The sequence below is a fragment of the Desulfobacter hydrogenophilus genome, from assembly GCF_004319545.1.
In the GTDB taxonomy this organism is placed as follows: domain Bacteria; phylum Desulfobacterota; class Desulfobacteria; order Desulfobacterales; family Desulfobacteraceae; genus Desulfobacter; species Desulfobacter hydrogenophilus.
In genome coordinates this window covers 3,833,724-3,860,447 of record NZ_CP036313.1, presented here as the reverse complement: position 1 = coordinate 3,860,447, position 26,724 = coordinate 3,833,724, and the positions used below count along the sequence as shown (strand labels likewise).

At 47.0% G+C, this 26,724-nt stretch carries 20 protein-coding genes and 1 tRNA gene; 9 read left to right on the top strand and 12 right to left on the bottom strand.

Annotated features, from left to right (window positions below; genetic code table 11):
• The first annotated feature begins 40 nt into the window (after positions 1–40).
• Positions 41–1,609 carry an SDR family NAD(P)-dependent oxidoreductase gene (locus EYB58_RS17180; RefSeq protein ID WP_111957662.1) on the top strand — a complete coding sequence of 523 codons (1,569 nt, stop codon included), beginning with the start codon at positions 41–43 and terminating at the stop codon, positions 1,607–1,609.
• Here the strand turns inward: EYB58_RS17180 and EYB58_RS17175 are convergent.
• The 7 genes from EYB58_RS17175 to EYB58_RS17150 form a co-directional block, all read right to left on the bottom strand.
• Positions 1,588–3,771, bottom strand: coding sequence for a serine aminopeptidase domain-containing protein (locus tag EYB58_RS17175; protein WP_111957664.1), 2,184 nt, complete (start codon positions 3,769–3,771; stop codon positions 1,588–1,590). The two genes, EYB58_RS17180 and EYB58_RS17175, sit on opposite strands and share 22 nt — an antisense overlap.
• 52 nt (positions 3,772–3,823) lie before the next feature.
• On the bottom strand, positions 3,824–6,652 hold the full coding sequence (locus tag EYB58_RS17170; RefSeq protein ID WP_111957666.1) for an Hsp70 family protein: 2,829 nt from the start codon (positions 6,650–6,652) through the stop codon (positions 3,824–3,826).
• 19 nt (positions 6,653–6,671) lie between these two features.
• On the bottom strand, positions 6,672–8,489 hold the full coding sequence (locus EYB58_RS17165; RefSeq protein WP_111957668.1) for an Hsp70 family protein: 1,818 nt from the start codon (positions 8,487–8,489) through the stop codon (positions 6,672–6,674).
• 30 nt (positions 8,490–8,519) lie between these two features.
• A complete protein-coding gene (locus EYB58_RS17160) occupies positions 8,520–9,323 on the bottom strand; it encodes a DUF2760 domain-containing protein (protein WP_111957670.1) in 804 nt (267 codons plus the stop codon).
• 300 nt (positions 9,324–9,623) lie between these two features.
• The gene (locus tag EYB58_RS24500; RefSeq protein ID WP_278186251.1) at positions 9,624–9,749 is read right to left on the bottom strand and encodes a hypothetical protein; all 126 of its coding nucleotides are present in this window, start codon (positions 9,747–9,749) and stop codon (positions 9,624–9,626) included.
• Positions 9,739–10,569, bottom strand: a complete 831-nt coding sequence (locus tag EYB58_RS17155) for an NACHT domain-containing protein (RefSeq protein WP_111957672.1) — start codon at positions 10,567–10,569, stop codon at positions 9,739–9,741. The genes EYB58_RS24500 and EYB58_RS17155 overlap by 11 nt, the downstream gene beginning before the upstream one ends.
• Before the next feature lie 11 nt (positions 10,570–10,580).
• The gene (locus EYB58_RS17150; RefSeq protein ID WP_111957674.1) at positions 10,581–13,979 is read right to left on the bottom strand and encodes an SUMF1/EgtB/PvdO family nonheme iron enzyme; all 3,399 of its coding nucleotides are present in this window, start codon (positions 13,977–13,979) and stop codon (positions 10,581–10,583) included.
• A 539-nt stretch (positions 13,980–14,518) separates the two neighbouring features.
• On the opposite strand from EYB58_RS17150, the gene EYB58_RS17145 reads away from it, so the two are divergent.
• On the top strand, positions 14,519–16,462 hold the full coding sequence (locus tag EYB58_RS17145; RefSeq protein ID WP_341273396.1) for a CotH kinase family protein: 1,944 nt from the start codon (positions 14,519–14,521) through the stop codon (positions 16,460–16,462).
• Positions 16,390–16,590, top strand: a complete 201-nt coding sequence (locus EYB58_RS24830) for a dockerin type I domain-containing protein (protein WP_163354447.1) — start codon at positions 16,390–16,392, stop codon at positions 16,588–16,590. The genes EYB58_RS17145 and EYB58_RS24830 overlap by 73 nt, the downstream gene beginning before the upstream one ends.
• Before the next feature lie 76 nt (positions 16,591–16,666).
• Here EYB58_RS24830 and EYB58_RS17140 read toward each other — a convergent pair whose 3' ends face one another.
• The 5 genes from EYB58_RS17140 to EYB58_RS17115 form a co-directional block, all read right to left on the bottom strand.
• Complete coding sequence (locus tag EYB58_RS17140; RefSeq protein WP_111957680.1) at positions 16,667–17,494, bottom strand: polyphosphate polymerase domain-containing protein; 828 nt, start codon at positions 17,492–17,494, stop codon at positions 16,667–16,669.
• Complete coding sequence (locus EYB58_RS17135; protein WP_111957682.1) at positions 17,491–17,841, bottom strand: hypothetical protein; 351 nt, start codon at positions 17,839–17,841, stop codon at positions 17,491–17,493. Before EYB58_RS17135 ends, EYB58_RS17140 begins: the two co-directional genes overlap by 4 nt.
• A gap of 220 nt (positions 17,842–18,061) precedes the next feature.
• Positions 18,062–18,745: a DUF4956 domain-containing protein gene (locus tag EYB58_RS17130; protein ID WP_111957684.1), complete on the bottom strand. Its 684-nt coding sequence runs from the start codon at positions 18,743–18,745 to the stop codon at positions 18,062–18,064.
• A gap of 242 nt (positions 18,746–18,987) precedes the next feature.
• Positions 18,988–20,634, bottom strand: a complete 1,647-nt coding sequence (locus tag EYB58_RS17125) for a putative bifunctional diguanylate cyclase/phosphodiesterase (protein WP_111957686.1) — start codon at positions 20,632–20,634, stop codon at positions 18,988–18,990.
• A 714-nt stretch (positions 20,635–21,348) separates the two neighbouring features.
• A tRNA-Leu gene (locus EYB58_RS17115) sits at positions 21,349–21,435 on the bottom strand.
• 119 nt (positions 21,436–21,554) lie between these two features.
• Between EYB58_RS17115 and EYB58_RS17110 the strand changes: the two genes are divergently transcribed.
• From EYB58_RS17110 to EYB58_RS17085, 6 genes are all read left to right on the top strand, one after another.
• Complete coding sequence (locus EYB58_RS17110; RefSeq protein ID WP_111957690.1) at positions 21,555–22,484, top strand: bifunctional riboflavin kinase/FAD synthetase; 930 nt, start codon at positions 21,555–21,557, stop codon at positions 22,482–22,484.
• The gene (gene def, locus EYB58_RS17105; RefSeq protein ID WP_111957692.1) at positions 22,485–23,015 is read left to right on the top strand and encodes a peptide deformylase; all 531 of its coding nucleotides are present in this window, start codon (positions 22,485–22,487) and stop codon (positions 23,013–23,015) included. It abuts the gene before it with no gap.
• The gene (gene fmt / locus EYB58_RS17100; RefSeq protein WP_111957694.1) at positions 23,012–23,962 is read left to right on the top strand and encodes a methionyl-tRNA formyltransferase; all 951 of its coding nucleotides are present in this window, start codon (positions 23,012–23,014) and stop codon (positions 23,960–23,962) included. The genes def and fmt overlap by 4 nt, the downstream gene beginning before the upstream one ends.
• Positions 23,959–25,338, top strand: a complete 1,380-nt coding sequence (rsmB, locus tag EYB58_RS17095; RefSeq protein WP_111957696.1) for a 16S rRNA (cytosine(967)-C(5))-methyltransferase RsmB — start codon at positions 23,959–23,961, stop codon at positions 25,336–25,338. Before fmt ends, rsmB begins: the two co-directional genes overlap by 4 nt.
• 160 nt (positions 25,339–25,498) lie before the next feature.
• Positions 25,499–26,164: a ribulose-phosphate 3-epimerase gene (gene rpe, locus EYB58_RS17090; protein WP_111957698.1), complete on the top strand. Its 666-nt coding sequence runs from the start codon at positions 25,499–25,501 to the stop codon at positions 26,162–26,164.
• Positions 26,161–26,712 carry a glycine cleavage system transcriptional repressor gene (locus EYB58_RS17085; RefSeq protein ID WP_111957700.1) on the top strand — a complete coding sequence of 184 codons (552 nt, stop codon included), beginning with the start codon at positions 26,161–26,163 and terminating at the stop codon, positions 26,710–26,712. The genes rpe and EYB58_RS17085 overlap by 4 nt, the downstream gene beginning before the upstream one ends.
• The last annotated feature ends 12 nt before the right edge of the window (positions 26,713–26,724 follow it).

Here is a 26,724-nt window from a genome sequence, read left to right as displayed (position 1 = left end):
AATTGCCATTTTTCTATGCTTATAAAAGGAAGCCGATATCGTGGAAACCCTTTGTCCGGAGCAGACCGCCCCGGAAGATGAAAAATCGATACTTGAAGACATTGACCGTTGCATTAAGGTACTGGAAACCCTGGCTGACCGGTCTGAGCTTTTGGCAAAAATCTGCGAAGCGGACCGCATTGCTTTAATTAAGGCTGCCGGCAAAATATCCCGGCCGGACAAAGCTGAAATAAAAAAGCGGAACAAGGATAAAAAGCGACAGATGCGCCTTGCTGCTGTGGCAAAAGAGCGGCAGATGAGAGCACAGACAGGTATCAGAAAGGCCCGGGAGGCGTCCGTGTTCAAGGCGCCGCCCCGGCTTGAAGGTCCCGCAGTTGAAATCCACAAGACGGCAGAGCACCTTGATTCTCCCCGCAATTGCTATGTGTGTAAGGCTAAATTCACATTGCTTCACCATTTTTATGACAGCATGTGTCCTGAATGTGCGCAACTCAACTATCAAAAGCGGTTTCAGACCGCATCCCTTGAAGGACAGATTGCCGTCATCACAGGCTCCAGGCTTAAAATCGGATACCAGGCCACGGTGATGATGCTTAAAGCCGGGGCCCGGGTCATTGCCACCACACGCTTTCCCAAGGATTCGGCCTTAAGATTTTCCAAAGAGCCCGATTTTGGCCAATGGGGGCACAGGCTCCATATCTACGGGCTGGATCTGCGTCATATTCCCAGCGTGGAGCTGTTCTGTGATCATGTCAAACAGACATATTCGCGCCTTGATATTTTGATCAATAATGCGGCCCAGACCGTTCGACGCCCACCCGGATTCTATGCCCATCTGATGGACACCGAACAAAAAAATATTTCATCTTTACCTCCAGAAGCGGCAATGCTTTTAGGCCATTACCGGGACTGCGTAGCCCAGGTGACAACAAATCTGCCCCGTGATGTAGGTGGCGAAGACGTGTTGCCGGTCTCCTGGAACGGCACAACCCCCGGCATCGGGTTGCGTCAGTCTGCCCAGCTCTCCCAGATTCCCTATTCCTATGACCACAGTATTGATGCGCCCCAGGTATTCCCGGAAAAGATTCTGGATGCCGATCTCCAGCAGGTGGATCTTCGGAAAACCAACTCCTGGCGACTGAAACTGGGAGAAATTGAAACGGCAGAGATGCTCGAAATTCAGCTGGTTAACAATGTGGCCCCTTTTGTTTTGTGCAACCGTCTGGCCCAGATCATGAAAACAGATTTTACCGGTCAAAAACATATTGTCAATGTCTCGGCCATGGAAGGCAAATTTCTGCGTTTTAAAAAAGGCAGCCGCCATCCCCATACCAATATGGCCAAGGCAGCGTTAAACATGCTCACGCATACGGCGGCCGAAGATCTTGCAAAATATGGCATTTACATGAACGCCGTGGATACCGGCTGGGTCACGGATGAGGATCCGGCACGTCTTGCCCAATTAAAACAAGAGCGCCACGATTTTCAGCCTCCGTTGGATATTGTGGACGGTGCAGCGCGAATCTGCGACCCTTTTTTCCACGGCATCTTAACTGGAAAACATTGGTGTGGAAAATTTTTAAAGGATTATTTTCCCATAGACTGGTAGCGTTCCTGTTCAACCAAGGCAAAAAAGTCGGCAATTGATCTGAATACCCGTGTTGAGTCTCTGCCTGAAAGAATATTGTGACAGTCTACGTTAAAGAAAAAAAAGTCTTTCCGGTTAGAGCTAACAAGCTTAAATAATTTTTCAGCATTTGCTGTGTTGCTATGAAACTGTTTGCCGGACTGCAGGAATAAAAGGGGCGCGGTAACGAACGACAGTCTTTCTTCCATGTATTTGATCAATTTTTCAAGCGCTTTCATACCTTTGGCAGGATTTTGATGGTAGCATATCGAGCAGGTATTTTTCATGCCCTTATCAAGCTTTTTGTCAACAAAACGGGCTTTTTGCAGCATACGATGCCAGAATTCAGCAGCAGTAGAAGATTGCCACCCCGCATCTTTGAGATTTAACGGTGGGGAAACGGCAAAAATACCGTCAATTTCCGGTATCCGGGAAGCAAGCTCAAGGGCAAGTCCGGCACCCGTAAAAAACCCACCGACAAAAACAGACGGCGTTCTATGCTTTAAAATAACATAACCTTCTTCCACACTGTCAATCCAGTCCTTATAACTTGTCTGTGAAAGGTCTTCAGGTGCGGTGCCATGCCCTTTAAGACGCGGCACAAATACAGTGTAGCCAAGAGCACTGAGAAAATCAGCCAGGGGTTTCATCTCTTTGGGACAGGCAAGATAATTGTGAATCAAAAGAATACCGGGCCGGCCTTGGCTCGGCTCAAAAAGAATGGGCCTACCGGCCTCTTTGTCAAATGTTTCACTTGGAGTTCCAACTTTTTCGTAATCAAGATCATAGTCTCTTAAGGCTTTGTCCATCAAACCATGACGAATCTGCTGCTCTATCTCAACGGCACTTTTTTCGGCAATACCCTTGATAAACATCACGATATCCTGAAGCGGCTCGACTTCATTGGCAACCACATAGAGGGGGTTCTTCATTCTCACCCCCTGAAAACCGACATCTGCTTCAAATTTGTCCTGTCTTTTAAATAATTTACCGTTGTTTTTTACATAGAGGACACCGGTTTCAAGGGCTGTGTCAAGAAATGTAGCAAACCGTTTATTTCTGTCGTCGGTCAACAGATGAATCTGGTTATCATAAAAATCGTTGTGAAAACAGCGGCCCGTCTCCATCATTTTCCCGGCAATTGCTAGGTATGCCCTGCATCTTAAATCATAGGGATCAATGCCAAGGGATGAGGGCGGCATATACTTAACCAGACAGGTAAAGATATGATCATAATTCAGGGTCGTCATGCCATAAACATCGGCCATGAATTTGTGAAGGATCTCCTGGCTGGCTGCTTTTATAATAGGGGCCGAGCACATACGTCTGCTGAAAAAAATTTTCCGTCTTGATGTCAGATCACTTTCAATAAATGAGTTATTAAAATAATCAGCCATTTTTATGGGATTGGCAAACCGAATATCAACCTGGACACCGGATAAAATCATGCTGCCTTCGGTCATCAGCTCATCCATGACCTTCTGGGAGGGATTTTCCATAAGCTTCTGGGCAAGAGAAGAGAGCAGATTCTCTTTTGCCCGCATGGGATAATAGGTTATATTTGTGGGCACTACATAGGTTGTTTGACTTAAAACCTTTTCCGGGTCCTTGATTTCAAACCAGTCGATGAGGCGTGCAAACTCTTTGGGATTTATGGTTTTCATCCGCCGCAGCCGTTCCCGGTAAAATTCACTTTGCAGTGCGATCACTGCAGCCCCGGAACGGGGCCGGTGAACCAGTTTATCAACCTGAGATTCAAACCTGCCGTCATTGACAAGCTTTTTATTCTTCACCATTCTTCCTTCCGGAAAAATGATCCATGATGATTCGCCGTCTAAAAGGGTTTTCGTAATAAGGTAATTTCGGTTAGGATTTTTGGTGGAAATGGCACCCATGGCATCAAGAACGCTTTTTAACCCGCCGGCAAAAAGGCTGGCATCTGCCAAAGACCATATGGCTTTTTTCGTTATGCCGTGGAGGTGATACGGTAAAAATATCGTTTCAATCCGGGTGAAATGGTTGGCAATGAAAATAATGGAGCCGTCTGGAATCTTTTCCTGATGATGAATGTTTATCCGGGTTCTGGAAAGCCCTGATAATGCCTTAAGGGCATAACTGGACATAAAATATGCAAATTTGTTCACGTTGTCCTTTTTTTCACAACAACATCGAGAAAGGTATCAGTCCAGGCCTGGGTTAGTGTTTCAGTATAAGGCCCTGGGGCAGGCTCTCTCCAAAGATGGAAGCTTCATCAGCTGACTCAATGGGAATGACGGTCTGAATCATATTCAAGGACTTTTTAGGTGCCTGCATCTGTTCAAGCCACGGCACCATGATTTGAATAATCTCCGGGGAAACATCACGCGTTCGATCTCCGGTTTTCCTAAGAATCTGGGCCAATGCAGCAGCGACTTGATCCTTGGGCGTCCAATTGATTTTCATCAATCTTTTTGTCCACCGCTCCACCTCTTTTGCCGGCACAACTCGATCCACAGACCCATAAAGCAGCTCTCTGGCGCCAATTCTAGACAGCGCCCAAAACATTTGATGCGGTGTTTTACCCGGTTTCAACTGGGGGATCAGCTTTTTTGACAAAGCGATTTTGTCTTTTATCAACAATCGCTCCATGTTTGCTGCGGCCATCCACACCTCTGTCATCTCTTGCTTAGGCACTTTTTTGCCGGCACCGTTATCCGCCAATAAATAGCTGGAAACATCCTGAAAAAACTGCCGCTGTTGACCGGCGGTTAATCCCCCTGCAATGCGACGGCAAAATATCCACCATTCAACGGCATTTTGTTTGGCTTTAGAAAACAGGCTTCTTTGTAAATAAACTTTCCACAATTTTGGAATACGCGCCTCATCAAATGCATCCCCAAAACCCGGTCGCATACAAAATCCGGTCAAGTTTAGCCACCGAATTTCATGTTCCGGACTATTGCCCCGCCATTTGACATTTGCAATCAAATGATCTGCCACAGCTCTAAGGAAGGACAAAGGCCATTTATTTTTCTTTGTCTCAACCAGCTTTTCTATATTTTTTACAACGGAAGGCAATTGAGCTCTGTCCGCAGATCCGGAAAATGCGTCCGTCAACAGTTTACGGACATTGTTTACAGTGTCATCATCATAGACTTCACTCTCGTTGGCTTCTCCGATCTGGGGTTCGCGCAATTGAAACTGAAGCTTCCAACGATGGGACGACACGTTTGAACGGCACCACATCGCAAGTGTTCCCATTTCGGTATATTCTACCTCAACTTTAACCGGAATCCGTTTTGATTCCCCTTTTTTCCCAAATTTAATGATGGTTTTCAGCGGCGGCAGCGGTGTCAGGGAATCATCGACCTGCAGAATGTCCCCACTTTTATCACCAGATCTAAAACTGGAGCTGAACATTGAAAAAAGAACCGGCTGGTTGGTTACGACCTCAAATTCCATCTGTGGCAGCTGGATCAACGATCCTTCATCCAGGCCACGCTCCACAACGCACAATACGTTTTCACACGTTGCGTCATAGCTTCCACTTTGAGAGCGATGTTTATCCTGAAATTTATCCGAAGCAATGCCGATATAATAACTTCTGGGACTGCCGCTGCCCACACGCACACCGATGCCTTGTTTGACAAGACCATAGTAAGAGGCTCCCAAGGCAACAGAAAGGTCCGGATCATTATTATCCAGCAATTTCGGTAACGACTGATCCTCACAGGAAAACCATTTTCCGATAGCGGACCTGATTTTGCTTTGAAACACAGACGGTTTCAATGAGCCGCCATTAAACAAAATATGATCAGGTATGGGATCTTTACCCAGAAGAGCTTTAACACTTTCACGATGGCGCTCTAAAAACCATCCGATATGACGGGTTATTGCAGGCTCCTGCTCATATGGCAGCCCAAATTCAGCCATTGCCTTTCCCGCTTTTTTAGGATTGGCAAGGCTGGGCTCAACCTCTGGAAAAAAGCCTTTGCACAAGATATCTTCCAGCTCATCTTTTTCCAGATCCGCTGACAGTGTATTTGCGATAAGAGAACGTCCCTCTCCTCTTAATACAATTCTAACCCGGGTTTCATCACCCTTTTTATCGCTGTCCAAAAGAAGCGTTTCTTTTGCGGCCCGGCATTTATAACTCAGTGTTTTCCATTGATCCGCCGTAAGGTTTGCTTTTTGCTTAAATTTTGATGCGACATAGCGGGCCAGAGTCAGGTCAATATTATCTCCGCCAAGGATAAGGTGATCCCCGACAGCCACCCGCTCAAACCGCGGACTGCCTTGTGCCTCTTTCAATGAGATCAAGGTGAAGTCGGTTGTACCCCCGCCCACATCGCAAACAAGGATCAAATCATCTGCTTTGACATGGGACTGCCAGTCATGCTCATGGCGTGTCACCCATGCATAAAACGCGGCAAGCGGCTCTTCCAGCAGCGTGATATTTTTACTGAACCCGGCATCTCTGGCTGCCTTTAGCGTATATTCACGTGCGGCTTCATCAAATGACGCAGGAACCGTGATAACTGTAAATTGATTTTCAAGAAACAAATCCTCATCTTTAACCCAATGATTCCAAGCTTTTCGAATATGTCTCAAATATTCACTGGTCGCCTTGACCGGAGATATTTTATCCACATTCTGGGATCCCCATGGCAGAATCGGTGCTTCCCGGTCGGCCCGGGAATGACACAGCCAGCTTTTTGCGGATGAAACCAGCCGGGATGGAATTTGTGAACCATGCTCCCTTGCAAAGACACCGGCAAACAGATCATTTTCCTTTTTCCATGGATGTTTCAGCGCATCTTTGGAAACATCGTAATCACCCGGAATATATAAAAACGAGGGCAGCACTGGGGCAGGCGTAAACTCACCCGGCCCGGTTAATTGAGGCACCCTGAAAACTTTTATTTCATTGCCGATGCCGGCTCCGGCTCTATTTGTATCTATGCCCGTCAGATCAGCATATGATACCGCTGAATTGGTCGTCCCCAGATCAATCCCGACCACGTACCGTTTATCTTGTAAATCCACAATAATCTCCTAAAGGTCGTTACACCTTGGGTCTTACATTCAGCTCCAAACGCCATTTGCGATCATCATCCCGTGCGCAGGCCCAAAACTCGAGGGTACCGATTTCGGTCACCTTGACTTCAAAAGTGACAGGTATAAAGCCCTCGTCCGTTCCTTCCAGCTCGGTTTCAATGGAGGTTAAGCTTATAATCCCCATATCCTCCCAATTATCTATCACATCTCCGAGCTGATCGTCAGGGCGATTGGGAGAACTCATGATATCAAACGTGACTTTTTCACCCACCACCAGATTAAACAGACGATCTTTACTTTCTGCCTGGCTGCCTTCTTCCATACCAAAGGGGGCAATGCAAAGGGCCCTGGTGGGCATGGCAAGCCCTGGAATAGCTGGCATAGCAGCTTCAATGGCCATATAGTAGGACATCCCGAGTCCGCCGCGTATTTTAATGCCTTCTCCACGGGCAGCTTGACCATAGTACGAAGCGCCCCAGGCCACGGAAAGATCAAAATCAACGGCATTGATCTGCCGTATTTCCCCACTTCCGGCTGCACTGTGCCACTGCTTTAGTACATCCAGAACCCGTTCTCTGATCAAAGGGGACTTCATGACGCCGCCGTTAAAGACAACGGCAGTGGGCAGTCTTGGATTTCCTTGGTCATCTGTATGAGAAGATATAAATTGAGCCAAATGCCGCGTGATGGCAGGATCGGACTCATAGGAAAGACCAAACTCTTTCATGCCTGTTGTACTGCTTCCCGCGGGTTTGTCATCCAAGCTGCATGCCGGAAAAAACCCATCCAACACGACCTGCTGTACATCCGCCAGTTTCAAACTCAGTTTAATCGTTCCTTTAATCAGGCTGGACCCTCTTCCCAAAACAGTTACGGGATACTCATCGGGACCTTCAGATGAAAACAAGTTTTCTTTTGCTTTTCTGCAGGCGTGAACAAGTCCTCTCATCTGCCAGTCATCCAGCTTCTGTTTTTTTTCTCGAAGTTTGGCTGCAAGAAAGTATGAGAGCGTCAAATCCAGGTTATCGCCCCCAACAAGAAGATGATTTCCCACAGCCACGCGTTCAAGATTTAAAAGGCCATCCGCCCCCTCGTTCACCTCAATAAGACTGAAATCGCTGGTACCGCCGCCGATATCACAGACCAGGACAAGATCGCCTTTTTCCACCTGATCTCTCCAGTCATCACCTGCTTTATCAATCCAGGCATAAAAGGCGGATTGCGGCTCTTCAATGAGGACAATATCTTTCAAACCGGCCATTTTCGCAGACTTTACCGTCAATTCTCTGGCCACCGCATCAAACGAAGCCGGAACCGTCAGGTAGATGGCTTGGTTTTCAAGGCAAAGATCTGGATCATCAGCCGCCATTTCATGATTCCAGGCATTTTTTATATGCCTGAGCAGCGCACATGAAGCCTGGACCGGAGACAATTTCTCGATATCTTTTGTGGTGTTCCAGGGCAAAATGGGGGTTTCTCGATCCACCGCCGCATTACACAACCATGACTTTGCCGAAGAAATGAGTTTATGGGGAACGTCGGCCCCTCTTTCTCTTGCAAATTCACCTGCGACAGTAACCGTGTCTTCTTGTTGCCATGGCAATTCTAAGGAGTTTGAAGCGTCTTCATGCCCTTCCTTGACATAAAGAAACGAGGGAAGAGAATCTCTTAATTCAACCACCCCGGGACCTGTGAGTTGCGGCACTCTGAAAAGGTTTATTTTTGCCATTTCCCTGGGGGCTCTTTCAGCCTGCATATCTGAGTAGGCCACCACGCAATTTGTTGTCCCAAGATCTATTCCAACGATATATCGGCCCTCTTTCACGGCACACTCCTACAAATAAATAAAAATTGTCTATTCAACTTCAACTTCTGCCGGCGCAACAATGGAGGCATCCTGTACATCTGACAGTTTGGGTACCTCATTTTTTGCAGCTTTCCATCCCCGATGCCTCAACACCCCTGTAAAAGGTGGTTCACCTGAAACATTCCCCGTTAATGTGATGGCATTGGGATCAAAACCCGATTCAACTTCAACCACATCCCCTTCTTCTTTATCAATCACCGGCACCAAAGACAGATACTTATCGACACTCTTCTTGCAGTCTTCCTGTATGCTTCTAACGGCAGCGCCAATCTGCTCATCATCATACACAGACAGTTCTTCCGCAAAAAAATCCAACAATCGCCCTTCTCGTTGTAACACCGATATAAAATGCAGAAAAAGTCTTTTTTGTCGCTCTTGTTCCAATCGTTTCTCTACATAATCCTTTTTCTTTGCTCCTTCAGCACTTTCCCGGCCTTTTTTCTCATCAGGCATGGAAACATGATTCCCAAACAATGACCCCACGCTTAATTTTAAAAGAATCCAAAGAATAAGGCCCAAACATAAAAAAACAAGGATTGTGAATATAACAATGTAGGCAATATATTGCGTTGTCGCCATTTCTAAAAAATGAGTCACATCAGCCAGGCTTTGAATGGTAAATGTCTCATTGATTCCGGGAATAGTAATTATTCCCTCAGATCCAGGTGCAAAGATGAGTGCCAGCTTCTTTAGTCCGAAATAGATTCCGGCACTTACCGCTCCGCCGATGATCAGCATAAACAGTACAATAACTGTAAATGATTTAGTCGCATATGCCTTTGTTGCGTTCACGATGTATTTTCTCCTGATTTTTTGTATTTTTCTGTTTTTATTTTATAATATAACTTACTAAATTAATATGTACATTTTACCCTTATACCTATCTTAATATTTCTACGATAGATGATATGCCAATACATCAATTGGTGGACTAACATACTAAAAAAAGCAGGTGCATGAAACCTTTTTTCAGCAATTCTAAATGTGGTTTAGGGACAACTTATTTAATCTACGGTCCTAAGGAGGCGTACGGATAATTCCCCCTGCAGGACTTGAACCGCCGAGATCTCCCGATTCTCGAGCATAGAGTGTCTACGCATGCACAGGTATTATTCCCTTTTCAGCCAGACAGGGCTGATCTGCCAGGCGGCGCAGCACGACTTTGAGCGGCAGCAGTGCACCAAGGCCCCAGTCATAAGAATCGGGGTCATCCATCATCCACTGGCAGAGGGGTTTTCAAATGCGTTAAATTGCCCTGCTTTGATCCCAAGAGCGCGCCGGCCATGCAAAAGGCCAGAAAGCATGCAAAGGTTGTTTTTCCATATCCGGGATCACCCAGCAAAACCCAGCAGGGCTGGTCCGGGGTATTGAAAAGTTCCACCAGAGGCACTTGCCGGTCATGTTCCCTTGGATCATCCTCTGCAAGTTCACCAAAGCGCATATCCTTGTCTGATCTCCCGGACCGGGCAAACAACGGGGTGTAAACCCCTTCCAGATGCATGGAAGATCCGCCGTCACGCCGGACCTCCGGATCAATGCCTTCCAGGGGCAACATGCGGTTCTCGGTCATGACTTTTCTTAGATAGACGTATAGTACTAGAGTCAGTTGATCTGAATTTGTTTCAGTGACTTGCCGGCCAGGCACTTCCGTTTCTATTTTCGCGGCATTTACAGTCAAATGTTCAACATACTCTATCCGGGTCACAGGCGCATGGTATTCAGAATAGTATTGGGCAATGACCTTTTTTCCCTGGGGCATTAATTTCAAAAGCGTTTCTGCAGCTTGAATCACATCACCATCCGATGCAATACCAAGTTCATTTAATTCATCGGTCAAAAGGTCTTTGCAAATCTCGGGCTTTTGTTCAAATTTATCTAAAATAAGTTCGGTGGAATCTGCCTTGCGCGCCCTGATCCGGTCAACGATCAGTGATTTCAACTTCTCGTAGGCTTCTGCGGCCCCCTTTTTGATAAGCTCTTTTCCGGCAGTAGAAGCCCCTGCGCTCAACGCCCCCATGATCAAAGATATTGGTTCCATATGTATTGTCCTTAATATTCTATATTTTCCCGGCCTGTGAGCAGCACCAGCCGAAACCCAAAGGAACGGATACGGATGGACGGGGGCTCGCCGTAACGGGAAGCAGACCGGCAAAACTGGGCCGAGAGATCGAACGCACCGCCGCAGAACACCCGGTCCGAGCCCATAATTTTATCTGTAGTCCACTCCCTTACATTACCATGCATGTCATACAGCCCGTATGCATTGGGTTCTTTTTCCCCCACCGAATGTAACCTGTCACCGGAATTATCCTTATACCATCCAGCCCGGACCAAATCCTCATCCGCATCACCGGTATAAAACCGGGTCGTGGTCCCAGCCCTGCAGGCGAATTCCCACTGGGCTTCAGAGGGCAGTTCAAGCCCAACCCATTGGGCAAAATCACGGGCCTCATCCCAGGACACGCCCACCACGGGCTGGCTCTCCCCGTTGTATTCACGGTGTCCCCAGTATTCCGGTTCTCTGGCCTTGGGATTGGCCTTTAAATACAGGGCATACTGCCGATTGGTCACAGGATAGCGCCCCATGTAAAAAGGATCGAGCTCAATTTCGGAGGAGTCTATGGTAATTTTGCCCCCTGGAATATTCACCATCTCATATTGAATGTCTCCGTGAACCACCACATTTTCGTCCTGACGGCGTTGCTGAACTGAAAACCGCTGCCGAATCTGCGGCATGGGATGGTCTTTAAGGTTGCCTGCCAGGGGTTTGAGCCGGTCTTTGGCATGCCGGTCAAGTATCCTCAGGGCTGTCAGTTGCCGGTCCCACAATTGGGGATCTTTACCCGGCGCTGCGGCCAGCAGGTCCAAGAACGGGGTCCAGTCGATTTCCGCAGCATCCTCCAGGCAGCGCTTGGCCATGTCAGGGTCATTGGAAAATGCAGGTAGTTTGACCACCTGGGTCATGAACGCCTTGAACCTTGACGGCTCTTCCAGGCCCAACAGCAGCAGGATTACCTCCTGCCACCAGGACTGCCCCCAATGTTCCGCCAACTGGGTCAGCACGGTGTCATCCTCAAAGGAAAGGCGGCGAATATGGCAGGCGGCCAGATACTCCTGGAACCCCAGGTGCATAAACCCGTAGGTGCTGTTTCCCCAGCCGGTGAGCAGGCCTGTGTCATCCCGGACCATGCGCAGAAAATCCCTCGCAGACCCGTGGGGCCACCGAACCTTTTCCAAAGCCTTTTCCAGCACCGGCGCAAGCTCATCGGCACTGGCCCGGATCCTGTTTTCTTTTTGGTGCATCCACAGAGCCACGGGCTGGAGCACCCGCTGGCCCAGATCCGCGCCGATGCGAACTTCTACCCCTCTAAAACCCCGCCAGAATTCCAGCAGCACATCCATGGCGGCCCTGTACAATTTGCCCCGGGTTCTGGGCAGTCGCCCCCCGTCCCGGTGTACCAAACAGATATTGGTCAAAAGCAAGGGATTGCGGGTCATTTCAAAGACCCGGCCGGCCCTGAAATCATTGGATGACAAGTTCTCAATCAGGTCGTCGGCCTTTTTAACGGCAAGGTCCTGGGCCTGGGACAAATTCTTGTTGTCCGCAGTTTCCACAAGCCGATACCAGGTGTGGATAAAGTCCTGGGCCTGGTTCCGGGTCAATGGGCGCAGATGCAGTTCCATAAATTCATTGTCCAGCCGGGCCGTGGCCGTATACCCTGCAAAACGGCAGGTTACGGCCGCATACAGATTGCTGCGACCGGTCATGAACCGGGAAATATTGCGTACTGCTTCAACCCGCAGTGTCGTCTTCTGAATTTCGTCCAGACCGTCAAACAGCAAAAGCACCGGATGATGATCCAGGAGCCGATCCGTGAATTCTTTAGTCATTTCAAGGCCTGCATCTGCCATACAGTCATGGATAAAATTTTTGATATTTGAACTTTTAAGTTCGCGCAGGGGCAGAAACAAAGGGATGATTCCGGCGGGCAGTCCGATGGTTTCATGATCTTTGGACAGCGCCCACAAGAACAGACGCTTTAAATGGGTGGTCTTGCCGGAACCCGGATCCCCTAAAATAACAATGCCCCGGCCTTTGTTCTTTCGGCACACCTGAAAGGCGTCGGGAATGGAAATTGAGGTGTTTCGCCCTATTTTTTCCAGGCACCTGGCCGCATCCTGGGGATCGGCATAGCATTGCCCGGACTGGACGGCATCATCCACCATGGCGCGCAGGGGCATATAAATATCCTTGATGCGGATGGAGACCCGCAGCCGGGCACCAAACCCGATCATGGGCAATTTTTCATACAGGGATACGGCCCTGCGTTTATATAGGGCCAGTTGCCGTTCAAACTCAGGGTCCGGGCCGGAAGGAGCCGATGCGGAAATGGCCGAGGGAACCGGTTCTATAGGGTCTTTGAGTTTTGAGTTGTCCTGCTGCGGCATCCACCTGTCCAGATGTTCCAGATGATATCGCCCGTCCCGGGCCTTGGGTGTAGTCCTGCGGACCCAGCCGCCTCCGTCCTCGGTGCTGTATTTTCTTAAATGAACTTCACCTGTTTGATTTTCAAAATCCAGGCAGCAGATATTGTACCCGCTGCCCCGTGACCGATCGTAGCAGGCATAGGCGGCAATACCGGCACGGCCATCAGCATTAGGGGTGACTCCGATCTTGTGCTCATGGCCGGACAAAATAAAGTGAAACTCATTTCTCAACTTATCATCTGCAAAGGTTTTGTCCGGCTCCGACCCCCAGGAGACAGGGTGGTGGAACAGGGCGATCTTGACCCGGGCATCTTCCATTTCCTTTTGCACCCTTGTATTCTGCCATTTCCAGGCTACCCGGAGTTTGCCATTTTCCTCCTTGCTGTTTCGCCCGCTGCTCCAAACCGTATTGAACCCGGCAATGCCCACCTGAATACCGTTAATGTCAACCGTGGTGCCGTAGGTCAAGCGATCTCGGTCCTGGAGCAGCACCGGGTTGCCGAAATTCTTTAAAAAATTGCGGTAGTCTTCCAGGCGGTCCATGACCCGATTCCAGTCCTCCCCGCCGCCGGCCATAAAATCCGAGATGCTCTCCTGGTCATCCAGACTGTCGATAAACATGGTGGACATGTTACCCACCCGTTTACGGTTCACGTCATGGTTGCCCGGAACAAGAAAAATACGCGTTTTGGAGATCTGCTTTGAAAAAGCGGTTCTTACCTGCTCCAAAAATTTTTCAACGCCTTTATACTGATCCTCTAAATTTTTTCCCGGTTCAGGCCCCATTTGACCAAAGGCCAGATCGCCGCTAAAAAAGATCAAATCCGGACACAGCCCATGATCCTTTTCCAGGTGCTTCAGGTCTTTAATAAGGTTTTTCAAGATAGGTTCAGCATCCCAGGCATCTTTGGGTTTGCCGTAGTGAAGATCGGACAGGTGAAGCCAGGAAAGCTTGGACAAGACAGACTCCTTTGCATGAACAGGTCGTCAACAGAATTTTAAAGTACCTGTCTATATCAAAGGATTATGCATTGTCAACCGGGGCACTACCCCCCCCCCAATGTCTACGCAAGCTAAATTTTTTCTTAATTTTATATCGCCCCCCCCCCAACTGTGTGCCCCTGCCGGAACGGATACCCCGGAAGCGGCTGTTTTTTCGGAAAGATTTAAGGGCCAAGGATACCTGAGAACGAAAAACTCTTTTTTTCCACTCATTTGCATCACATGTTCCCCTCAATTATTCCATACAGAATAAAATAAACTATTTTCCGATAATCCTATTTTCAAAATTGTCCAGGGGTAGGCTTATTTTTTAACGCCGGGATTGCCGGGACATTCAAAAAAAATGCATAGGAGAACAAACAATGAAAATCCTAGGGGAAAAAACACCCTGTCTATCTAAATTAATTTTTCCGTCATGTCTTATTATCTTGATCTTTTCCTGCTTTAATTCACAGGCAGCTTCATTTTCCGACATTGAGACGGTCAACACCATTTAAATCACCTTTGAAGAATCCAACTGGGACCAACTACTTGATGACCTGTATGCAGCAGGAGATGAAGAACGGTTAGAGGGGACGGCTGTCATCAACGGCACGACCTATGAAAACGTCGGGGTTCGATATAAGGGGAACAGCAGTTATCGAGCCGAACAGATCAAAAATCCTTTGAATATTAAACTTGATTATATTAATGACGACCAGACGCTGGACGGCTACGGAACCCTTAAGCTTGCAAACGTTTGTAATGACCCAAGCTTTGTCCGGGAAGTGCTCAGCTATGAAATCGCCAGAAAATACATGCCGGCATCCCAGGCAAATTTCATCGATGTTTATATAAACAGCACCCACCTGGGGCTCTATACCAGCGTTCAGGATGTTGATAACTTTTTTCTTGAAAATCATTTCGGAAGTAAAAACAATCCCTTTTTTAAAGGAGATACCGAAAATATATTTGATTCAGCAGATGTGTGGGGGTATCTGGGCGAAAACGAAGCCGATTATTATGAGTATTACGAAATAAAGTCGGATGACGGCTGGGATGAGCTGATCAATTTCTTTAATATTTTTAACAATTCCACATCCCAGGTTGAGGATGTGCTGGATGTGGATCGCCTTTTGTGGATGCCGGCGTTTGATATTTTGACAGTGAATCTGGATTCGCCGGTCAACGTCGCCCATAACTTTTATATGTACCAGGATGGGGCTGGCCGGTTTAATCCGATTATATGGGATTTAAATAAAAATTTCGGGGCGTTCAGTATGCTGATCAACGGACCGCCTTTAAATGTCAGCGGCATGCAGTCGCTGGACCCTTTTTTGAACGAAGAGAATCCGTCTTATCCCATTTTGAATAAAATCCTGACCAACGACACCTATAAAAAGATGTACGTCGCACATATGAAAACCATCATTGAGGAAAACTTTGAAGATGACTGGTACACAACCCGGGCATTTGAAATTCAAAATATCATTGATGCCTATGTAGAGTATGATAACAACAAGTTTTATACATATGACGAATTTTTGAACAATATTGAATATTCATCCGGCTTCGGCCCCAATGGAATCGTGGGGATCGCCGAGCTCATGTCATCAAGAATCACTTATATTCAGTCCCAGTCCGAATTCCAAGCTTCTGCACCGCTTATCTTGAATATTATAGAGCCAACGGATGTATCCTCAAATTCCACTATTTGGATTATAGCCCAGGTAAATGATGCTGATTTGGTCCAGCTGGGATACCGGCAAAGCGGCCGTTTTGTGAAAGTGCCCATGTTTGATGACGGCAGCCATCAGGACGGGGCTGAAAATGATGGTGTCTACGGCGTTTCAATATCTGTCGGGTCAGGGGATCTTAACTATTATATCTATGCGGAGAACCGCAATGCCGCTGCATTTTCTCCGGTGCGTGCGGAATATGAATTTTATACGGTATCTGTCGCAGATGCTCCGGGAGATATAGTGATCAACGAATTCATGGCTGATAACGAAACCAGTGTCACGGATCAGGATGATGAGTATGACGACTGGATCGAACTGTACAACAACACGGATAGTGATATTTCCCTGAAAGGCTGGTCTCTCAGCGATGACGCTGCCGAGCCCGACCTGTGGGTTTTCCCTGACATCTCCATTCCTGCCAACGGATACTTGATCGTCTGGGCAGACAATGATGAGGCACAGGATGGATTGCATACAAATTTCAAGCTTTCCGCATTCGGCGAAACCATTTTATTGTCATCCCCTGACCTGACCGTCATGGATGAAATCACTTTCGAGGAACAAACTCCGGATCTGAGTATGGCCCGTTTCCCCAATGGTACCGGTGAGTTCAACCAGATGGAGCCTACCTTTCTGTCAAAAACAACCTGGTTTCCGATGAGATTTCAGGTGATCTTAACGATGATGGAATCGTCGATCTCTCAGACCTCAAAATTTTAAGAAAATTCTTCAAGCAGTCATCAAACAATTGCGAGAAATGCGATCTCAATAATGACGGTATGATTACCGTCAGGGATGCCATAAAGCTGATTAGAATGTGCACCTGTTCGAAATGTAATTGCGATTAGTGATATGCTTATTGATGCTCTCCTGGGTGTTCCGGCGCGTGGGAGGGCCAATTCAAAGATCAATTTAAATAATGCCTCATCCCCATCCCACACTTGCTGAGACCGAACCAGCCAGTCGGTCTCCCATGTCATACTGAAAGTTGCCAAAAACCTGATGGATGCTTGCGGAATATTTGGAAAAACATCCCTGCTTCAGATCAAAATATCGGATGAGATCCAGCATCCACAAAGGTACCTGGGTTGAATAGCACTTCAGTTCCAGGATGACACAACAGTCAGGATCAAAAACCGTTTCATTGTCGTAGGCATTCATTTGGGCTTCATCCGGGGTGAGATTGAACTGCTCTTCAAGTTGACACCTTAAGTTTATATCAAAGGTTACCCGTGCATAATCATCCACCTCTGAGATAAACGCTTTTCGCCGATAATGGGTTAGCACCCTTGGCGCTGCTTGGTAGGAACAAAGCAGACGGATAAAAAGGTCAGCATTTAACGCATCTTTTTCACTCTGAAACCCCTCCAATGGGTGTAGTGAAGTTTCCAGAGCCTGTGGCCACAGGGGATCATGAATCACAGCCCGATATTTTCGGACAATGCGGTTTCGTTTCTGTTTAATTTCAAAGAAGCAGGGCATTCCGGAATCAATATTATATGTACGAATGCGCATATTGAAACGATTTTCGGCGCCTTCCAGCCGTTTTCTCAGAAACAAAAAGTCAGGAGAGTCGAAGTAAAGGCTGTAGACATCGTAGAATCCATCCTCCGAATTTTCGGAATATTTGTCCTTTGAACAATAAATGGAGAGAAAATCAGAGATGTCATCCACCAGGGAAAAAGGAATCAGGTACTTTAATTCATGGCGTTCAAGAAGCGACGGCATCTCCTGTTGATTGGACTTTTTCATTGAACAAGGCTCTCCTTTTCATCCGGGGACAGGTAATTCATCATAGGCGTTTCACCCAGTTTACCGGTGATATCTAAAAGCTCGATATAGGTTGTGAATATCTTGTGGGAAAATTTCGCCTGAAGGATATCCGTGCCCAACGTACTTTTCCTGAATTTCAACAAGGTCAGCGGGTCTGTTCCTTTTGTCCGAAGCAGACGGTCAAAGGCTGCTGTGCTGAAGCTGCTCGTTTTTTTCTGTTGGAAGGCAGTATATTGTTCGATCAGGTGATGCAGTTTTTTCCGGATGACGGGGATCGTCTGCCGGACTTCACATTCCAGGACATGTTGTTGGCTTTTGAATTTCATGCTTGCAAGTTTTCGCTGCCGGAGCGGCTACCGATTTAAGCCGGGACACCCTTTAAAAATAGGCTTCTCCTGGCCCCTCGATTCATGGAGGCTTAGGTACTGCAAAACTCTTATCTCCGGGTCAAACTGTCCCGCGTTATGTCGGTAGCCAAAAACGCTAAAAGCCATGTAAGATAGAGTAATTTTTTGCCCAATATACGGTCTCCTTTGTTAATGGCCCTTACAATTCCACCGTAGTTTCCTGCAACAGGAGGCTGACGCCTTTGATGTGTCCGATGCCATTGAGTTCCTCCAGCAGTTCCTCTTTGCCTTTTTTATATTTCATTTTAATGTGATAGGCATAGTCGAGACGACTGCCTTGAGCAATATCACGCAGGGTGATCAGTGCAAAGATCTTGCAGTTATTTTGCAGGATGTGATTGAGTTTCTTCTTGCTATCCGAATCATTTTCCATGTTAAATCGCAACATGCCGTCATAGTAACTATTCTGCCCAAAAGGAGAGTGGTAAAGGATAACGGCGGCCAGGCAAAATCCAACCGTTCCCACAATGGCAATATCGTAGCCCCCTACTCCGGTGGCAATGCCGGAAGCCAGCGACGCAAACATAAAAATGATATCCCTTGGATCCTTGAAGCTGGTACGAAAGCGTATGATGGCCAGTGCTCCCATCATACCAAGACCGCTTGCAAGGCTGTCGCCAATGGCCTGCATCACCGTGGCAGCCACGATGGCGCTGAGAATCAAAGCCTGTACAAAATTCCTTGAGTAGGAAAGACCCCGAAAAGTCTTTTCATACACCAGGGCAATGAGGGTAGAGAGAAGAAACGCGATCAGCAGCGTATAAAGTGCCGTGATGAATGACGTATTTGCAGAGCTGTTTTGAAGGGTTAGTGCATCAATCATGGTGTGTCTCCTGAATAGATAACTTTTTCGCAATTTTCGCAAAAATAGTCATTAATTCGCTGTCCTGATCAAGTTTCAATGTGGGAATAATGGGTAACTGCTTAAAACAATAATTTAATATTTATCTAATAAACAATTGAGATGAAAGTGTGATCAAATTACAAGGAAAATAAGTATGTTGGATATTTAGGAATGAATCCAAAACAACTTAACCTGGGAGCGCAGGCATCTCGCCCACATCTTTACAAGGCATAAAGGTGACTAGTTGGATCGCCGTTTTTACCTAGCCAATGGATCAAGGCCTCATGGTCCAGGGCTTTGGAAAAGTAAAATCCCTGGAGGATATCGCATCCCAATGCTTTCAATTTCATAGCAGTCTCTTTATTTTCAACCCCTTCAGCAACCACTTTCATGCTCAGGTTATGGCCCAGGTCAATGATGGACTTGACAATGACGGCATCACTCTCACTTTCCAGCATGTCAATAACAAATGATTTATCTATTTTCAATTCCTTTGCCGGCAGTTTTTTCAAATAGGCCAGGGACGAATATCCAGTGCCGAAATCATCAATGGAGATCTTAATGCCCAGTTCCGCCAGCCTGTTGAGAATTTTCAGGGCCAGGTCCGGGTCTTTGATCATGGACCCCTCGGTGACCTCAAGGGCAATGTACCTGGCCGGGATTTCATAAAGGGAGAGCATACCCACGATGACGTTAGGCAGTTCCGTATCCAAAAGAGCGGCAGGACTCAAATTGACGGCTACGCCTATTTTAAGTCCTTTTTTATACCATTGCTCCCCTTGTTTAAGTGCTGTATTTAGTACCCAGATGGTCAGGGGCCGGATCAGCCCGGTCCGTTCGGCCATGGGGATGAATTCGTCCGGTGAAAGGAATCCGTGCTCGGGGTGTTGCCAGCGAACCAGGGCTTCGACACTGCTGACCCGGGCCTGGCCCAGATTAACTTTGGGCTGATAATAAACCATCAGTTCACTGGTGTCGATGGCGTGTCGCAGCTCCCCCATCATGGTGATGTGTCTTGGGCTACCCTTTTCCATCTCTTTATTGTATACGGCAAATCTCTTGGTATTCTGCTTGGCGTTGACCAGGGCCAGACTTGCCCGTTGCATGATGGCATCGGCTTCGCTGCCGTGATCCGGGAAAGATGCGATACCGATACTGGCCATAACCTCTATGTTAAGCCCTTCTATGGAAAAGGGTTCCATAAATATTTTCTGCAGTTTTTTGACAATATTGAGTACCATTTCCCTGTGGGTGCTCATATCCAGAAGAATGGCAAACTCATCACCACCAACCCTGGCAAGGGTATCGGACTTTCTTATGATGATTTGGAGCCGGGAAACGACCTGGCACAGGAGCTGGTCCCCACTGTAATGGCCCAGGGTCTCATTAATCTGCTTGAATTCGTCAAGATTTAGAAGCATCATCACCAGGCCAGCTTTACGCCTGGATGCTATCTGGATGGCATGGTTCAGCCTGTCGTAAAGCAGCGCACGGTTGGGCAGGCCGGTGAGGGCGTCGTGGGTGGCGTCGTGTACCGCTTTATGTTCAAGTTTAACGTTGAGATTTCGCAAATCCGCGGTCTGATCCATGACCATGGAGCTTGCCTCATAGGCCATGATTGTGCTGGTGTACTGGCCCCAGAAGGCAAATATAAAGGGCATGGCATCCATGAACCAGAGGGTGACGTTGGTCTGCTGTGCCTTAATCAGGGTTTCAAAGGTAATTTGCCCTGACTGGAGATGGGCATTGATGGCCGTGGCCAGGATAACAGCACCAAAGGCTATAAGGGTGCCGAACAACGCATAGCGGGTAATCTCGGACTTCATGAGTTTGACGTTGGAGCGAAGGGACCGTCGTAATTTGTCCATATCAGGGAGTACCTTTACAAATGAACCATATATTCCCTTAATTCTTTTCCAGGAAACGAATTAAAGAAACCAGTTATTTTTTTATTTACGATTAATGTAGAATCATATGGCATATTCTTAGGATGGATGTCAAATTGATTCCAGGGTGATCACTCTAACAATGTCAACAAAATTCGTATCGGCTTAAAACCTATTTTTCATCCGCCCCGGCCAGCTGGACATCATTTTTTTCTTAATCGACCTGATCACGGAAATTTACTGAAACCTGGATTTTTTTTAAAAGCAAAGCACTTATCCGCTTCGTGTACCCAAGAATTTCCTGTTCCATCTGTTCCAATTCATAAGCGTTGCGAACCAAGCGATTCGAATCTTGTTCCAATTCTTTCAGGCAAACATAGATTTCATCAATAGTAATACGCCCCAGCGAGGATTGTCATACTGTTGATTGAAATGGCTGGAACCAGAAATCAGATCATAATACGACCCATATTCGCAATAGGATTGCTGGGAAAAAGGCCATCAAGAATATAGGCAACACATAACCTTATAAAAACTCAAGTTATTTCAACACCCTTGATTAGAGTTCCACACGATTAGGTTGTTATTTTAATTTTGTGAGAGTTCTATTCAAGAATTGCTCCCAAACGTCACCATCCCCTAAAAATAAAAAAATCAACGAGTTAGAAATTTTCTCTAACCTGTTGATTTTTGAGGTGGTGCCGAAGGGGAGATTCGAACTCCCACAAGCGTACGCTCGCTAGTCCCTGAAACTAGTGCGTCTACCAATTCCGCCACTTCGGCACACTCTCAACCGCTTTGTTAGCAGCCCATTTAAAGATTGCGTAAAAGCGATGGTTGGGATATATATATGTGTTTGTTGAGTTTGTCAATAGTATTTTGTTTAAATTTTAAAGGACGACATGGAATTAATTGAAGATTTAAATCAGATTAAGGCCCCCTTTAATAACGCTGTTGTTACCATTGGTAATTTTGACGGTGTGCACAAAGGTCACCAGGCGCTGTTGAACCAGGTGATCCAAAGGGGTGCCCAGGCCGGCGGCACCAGCATAGCCATGACATTTGAACCGCATCCGTTAAGAGCCTTGGGCCTTTCCAGCCCCCCTCTGATCACCCGGCGGGACCAAAAAATAGAACTGATAGAATCATCAGGCATAGACGTACTGCTTTGCCTGCCCTTTGATAAGGCCTTTGCACAGATATCAGCCCAGGAATTCATTAAAGATATTCTTGTAAAAAAAATCGGTATGAAAACCATTGTTATCGGTCCTGATTATACCTTTGGCAAAAACAGGATCGGCAATATTGAGCTTTTAAAAACCAAGGGTGAAGAACTTGGGTATGAGACCATTGTACCGGACTGGATAAAAGATGTTGAAACCGACACCAAGCGCATTTCCAGCACAAGAATCAGAAAACTTGTCATGGACGGGCATGTGGACCGGGCAAAGCACTATCTTGGGCGGTTCTACCAAATCCGGGGAAAGGTTATAAAAGGACGCAAGCGCGGCGGCAGTCAGCTTGGATTTCCCACGGCCAACATAAAACTTTATGATGAACTGTGCCCCAAGTTCGGAGTTTATGCGGTAACAGTAGAAACCGTTCATGGCAACTTCAAGGGCGTGGCAAATATTGGTTTTTCCCCGACCTTTGGGGATGAAATGTTTACCATTGAAGTTCATATCATTGATTTTAAAGAAGATATATACGACTCTCGGATACGCGTTAATATGGTTGAACGACTCCGGGATGAGATTAAATTTTCAAATATTGAGCAGCTGTCCGACCAGATCAGGAAGGATGTTCAAAAGGCAAAGGAAATTTTAAAATAAATGGCTATTCTTGATATTGTCACGTTTCCCGAACCCTCTCTAAAAAAGGCATCAGTGCCTGTTGAAAGCATTGATGACGAGTTGAAAACGTTTATTGAGGATATGGGTGAGACTATGTTCCATGACGCGGGTGTCGGCCTTGCCGCCCCCCAGGTCGGGATCAATCGCCGGGTTATTGTTTATGACCCCCATGCAGGAGAGGAACAAACAGACCCTGAAAACAAAACATTTACCCCACTTATTAATCCTGAGATCCTATCCAAATCCAAAGAAACCTTTATATCTGAAAGCGAAGGATGCTTAAGTGTTGTTGACTACAGGTCTGATGTCAGACGGCATTCAAGTGTCACTGTGCGGGCCATGAATATTGACGGTGAAACCATTGAATTTGATGCCCAGGGGCTTATGTCCGTAATCATGCAGCATGAAATTGACCACCTTGACGGAATCCTGTTCATTGACAGAATTTCTACATTAAAACGGGCTATGTATACGAAAAAACGGTTAAAACAATTGAAAAACAAAAAATGAAAAACACCCGCATTGTTTTTATGGGAACCCCGGAATTCTCTGTCCCGGCGCTAAAGACCCTGGCAAAAGAGCCGGGGTTTGACGTTTTACTGGCAGTGACCCAGCCGGACCGCCCCAAAGGTCGTGGAAAAAAACTTAGCCCTTCCGCAGTCAAGCAAGCCGCACGGGACCTTGGCATTGACGTTTACCAACCCGAAAAAATCAATACCCCGGAAGGAATAGATCGGCTTTCCGGTCTTGAACCGGACTATTTTGTCGTGGTTGCCTTTGGACAGATCCTTTCACGGCAGGTGCTGGATATTCCCAAGACCTATCCCATAAATATCCACGCCTCCCTTTTGCCAAAATACCGGGGGGCCGCCCCCATCCAGGCGGCTGTTTTAAACATGGATGAACAGACCGGTGTGAGCACCATGGTCATGGCTGAAAAAATGGATGCAGGCGATATTCTGTTGATGGAAACAACGCCTGTGAAAACTGAAGATACTGCATCAACGCTGCATGACAGATTATCTCAGATGGGTGCCGACCTTATTATCAAAACCATCCACGGCATTGAACAAAAAAAAATTATCCCCGTTCCTCAGGATCACTCAAAAGCAAGTTATGTATCCATGCTTAAAAAATCAGACGGCCGCATTAACTGGCACAGTAGTGCCAAGGCCATCTGCGCCCACATCAATGCCATGACACCCTGGCCTGGTGCCTTTACGGAACTTTGCGGGAAACGCCTTAAAATTTTTAAAGCCGTTGTGTCATCCACACCCATGCAAACGTCCTCCCCGCCGGGCACCGTTGTCAGGAGCAGCGATAAGGGCCTGTTTGTGGCTGCGGGAGACGACGGTGTTGTCCAGGTGCTTGAATTAATGGGGAACTCAGGAAAACGTCTTGATGTAGCCGCATTTCTTTGTGGAAATAAAATTGACCTGCCGGCCTGTTTTCAATGAACATGACCGCTGATCCACGTTATCTCGCCTTTACCCTGATTAACGCAGGGCAAAAGCCGACCCTGCCCCTTGACCGTGCCATTGAGGATGCGGCACAAAAACTTGAACTTTTGAGTCAAAAGGATAAAGGGCTTTGCCATGCCATTGTGTTCGGGGTGTTCAGACACAGGGGGCGAATTGATCAATTGATTTGCCATTGCTCCAAACTTGCCTTTGACCGCATTGATTCCAAAGTTAAAACCATTTTACGCATTGGTGTGTTCCAGATTGTTTTCCTGGACAGGGTTCCGGATTTTGCTGCCATTAATACCAGTATTGAACTTGCAAAACCGATCTGCGGCAAAAAGGCTTCAGGCTTCATCAATGCGGTTTTGCGCAATATATCCAGGTCCCACAAAGATATTGCCCTGCCCTGTTCCCATAAAAATATAGCCGAACACCTTACGGCAGCCTTTTCTATACCATCCTGGCTTGGTAAACGCTGGGTCGCAAGATATGGGAAAGAAAAGACCTTGACACTTGCCGGCATTTTGATGGATTTGCCCCCGCTGACTCTCAGGGTCAATCCACACAAAATCAATCGAAACGCGTTGATTGCAGATTTTGAACGCGCAGGGATTAATGCCCAAACAACACGATTCAGTCCTTTGGGCCTTCAAATCCAGACATCCGGTATTGCCATACCTGATCTGCCCGGATTCAATGACGGCCTATTTCAGATTCAGGATGAAGCGGCCCAGCTTGCCGTACAGCTTTTAGGCCCCAAGCCCGATGAAAATATTCTGGATGCCTGTGCAGGCCTTGGCACCAAAACCTGCCATATGGCCCTTGAAATGGAAAACAAAGGTAACATCACCGCCAATGATACCGGTGAAAACAAAGCCGAGCGTTTGGACCGCGAAGCCGGGCGGCTGGACATTGATATTATCCGCACCACCCATGTGGACATGGCCCGGGCAGGATTCAATGATTTTTCATCCTATTTTGACCGGGTGCTTGTGGATGCGCCATGTACAGGCTTAGGTGTCCTTGCCAGAAACCCGGACAGCCGATGGAAAAGAAGCTCAAAGGACATTATGCGCATGGCGGCCCTGCAAAAAAAGATCCTTAACGGTTCCGCTAATCTGGTGGCGCCGGGGGGGGTGCTGGTATATGCGGTTTGTTCCTGCGAGCCCGAAGAGACAACCCAGGTGATCCAGCGGTTCTTAGACAAAAGAAAAGATTTTTCCCCGGATTTTTCAGGGTTTGAAAAGCATCTGCCTTTTTTCTGCGAATTCGGGTCTAAAACATTTAATAAAACTACCTTTCCTGACCATCTTAACATGGACGGCTTTTTCATGGCCAGGATGAGACGTAACAAAAAAAATTTAAAATAGAATTTAAAAACGAAAAACAGTGTTTGGACTAAAAGTTGCCCATATGCAAGGCGCAAGAAAAGTTGCAACCGGAGCAACCTTATGGTTGTGAGGATTATAACTTTCCTTGCAACGCCGCAGATGGGTGACTTTTAGTTCAAACACTATATAGGAGACAATTATGACACTGATCGCCCCCTCTATTCTGTCTGCGGATTTCACCCGTTTGGGAGAAGAGGTCAAAGCGGTGGAAAACGCAGGCGCAGACTGGATTCACATTGATGTTATGGATGGACAGTTTGTGCCCAATATTTCTTACGGACCCATTGTTGTGAAGGCCTGCAAACAAGTTACGGATCTGGTGCTGGACGTCCACCTGATGATTGAAACCCCGGATGCCAGAATTCCGGACTTTGCCAAAGCCGGAGCCAACTACATCAGCGTTCATGCAGAAGCATGCCCCCATCTGCACCGCAGCCTGCAACTGATAAAAAGTTTAGGCGTAAAAGCCGGCGTTGCCCTGAATCCGGCCACGCCGTTATCAGCCATCGAATATGTCATTGATATGCTGGATTTTGTCCTGATCATGAGTGTCAATCCCGGTTTCGGCGGCCAGAAATTCATCAACGCCAGTTTAAATAAAATCATCGCGTTGTCTAACATGTTATCTGACGCAGGCTCCAATGCCATTATCCAGGTGGACGGCGGCGTTAACAATGATACCATTGAAGCCGTTACAAGGGCCGGTGCCAGTTGTTTTGTGGCGGGTTCTGCCATTTTTAACACACCTGACTATAAAACAACCATTGACGGGCTTCGCAAGCTTTCCGACAAAGGCAAAATATGAACAAAATGATAATATCTGTTCTGGCCAAAGACCGGCCGGGCATTATCGCAAGTGTTACCTCGGATCTGTGTGATCTGGGATGCAATCTTGAAAACGTCAACCAGATGATCCTGCAAAACCAGTTTGCCGGCTTTTTTATTGTCCAAGCCCCCGAAGGCGTATCCGCTGAAACCATCAGGCAGGAGCTTACCTTGAAAGAGGAAGCCAACGGATTGACCATCCATGTCAGATCCCTTGAAGGGGACACCCAGATGCCTGTGGAGGAAAAAGAAATTTTTCTGATCACCACCTCGGGCCCTGACCAGAAAGGTCTTGTGGCACAATTGTCCGATGTTATTTCAAGTTTTGGCGCCAATATTGTCAACCTGAAAGCCGTGTTCATGGGAGGTTCCAATCCCAATGAAAATGTCATGTCCTACCAGGTCCCGGTGACAAAAGAAATTGATGCCCCTGCCCTGTTTGCCGCCCTTAAGGAAAAAGCAAAAAAACTGGACCTGGACATCCGCATCCAGCACAAAAATATTTTTGACGTGACCAATAAAATATAAGGAAGCTTTACC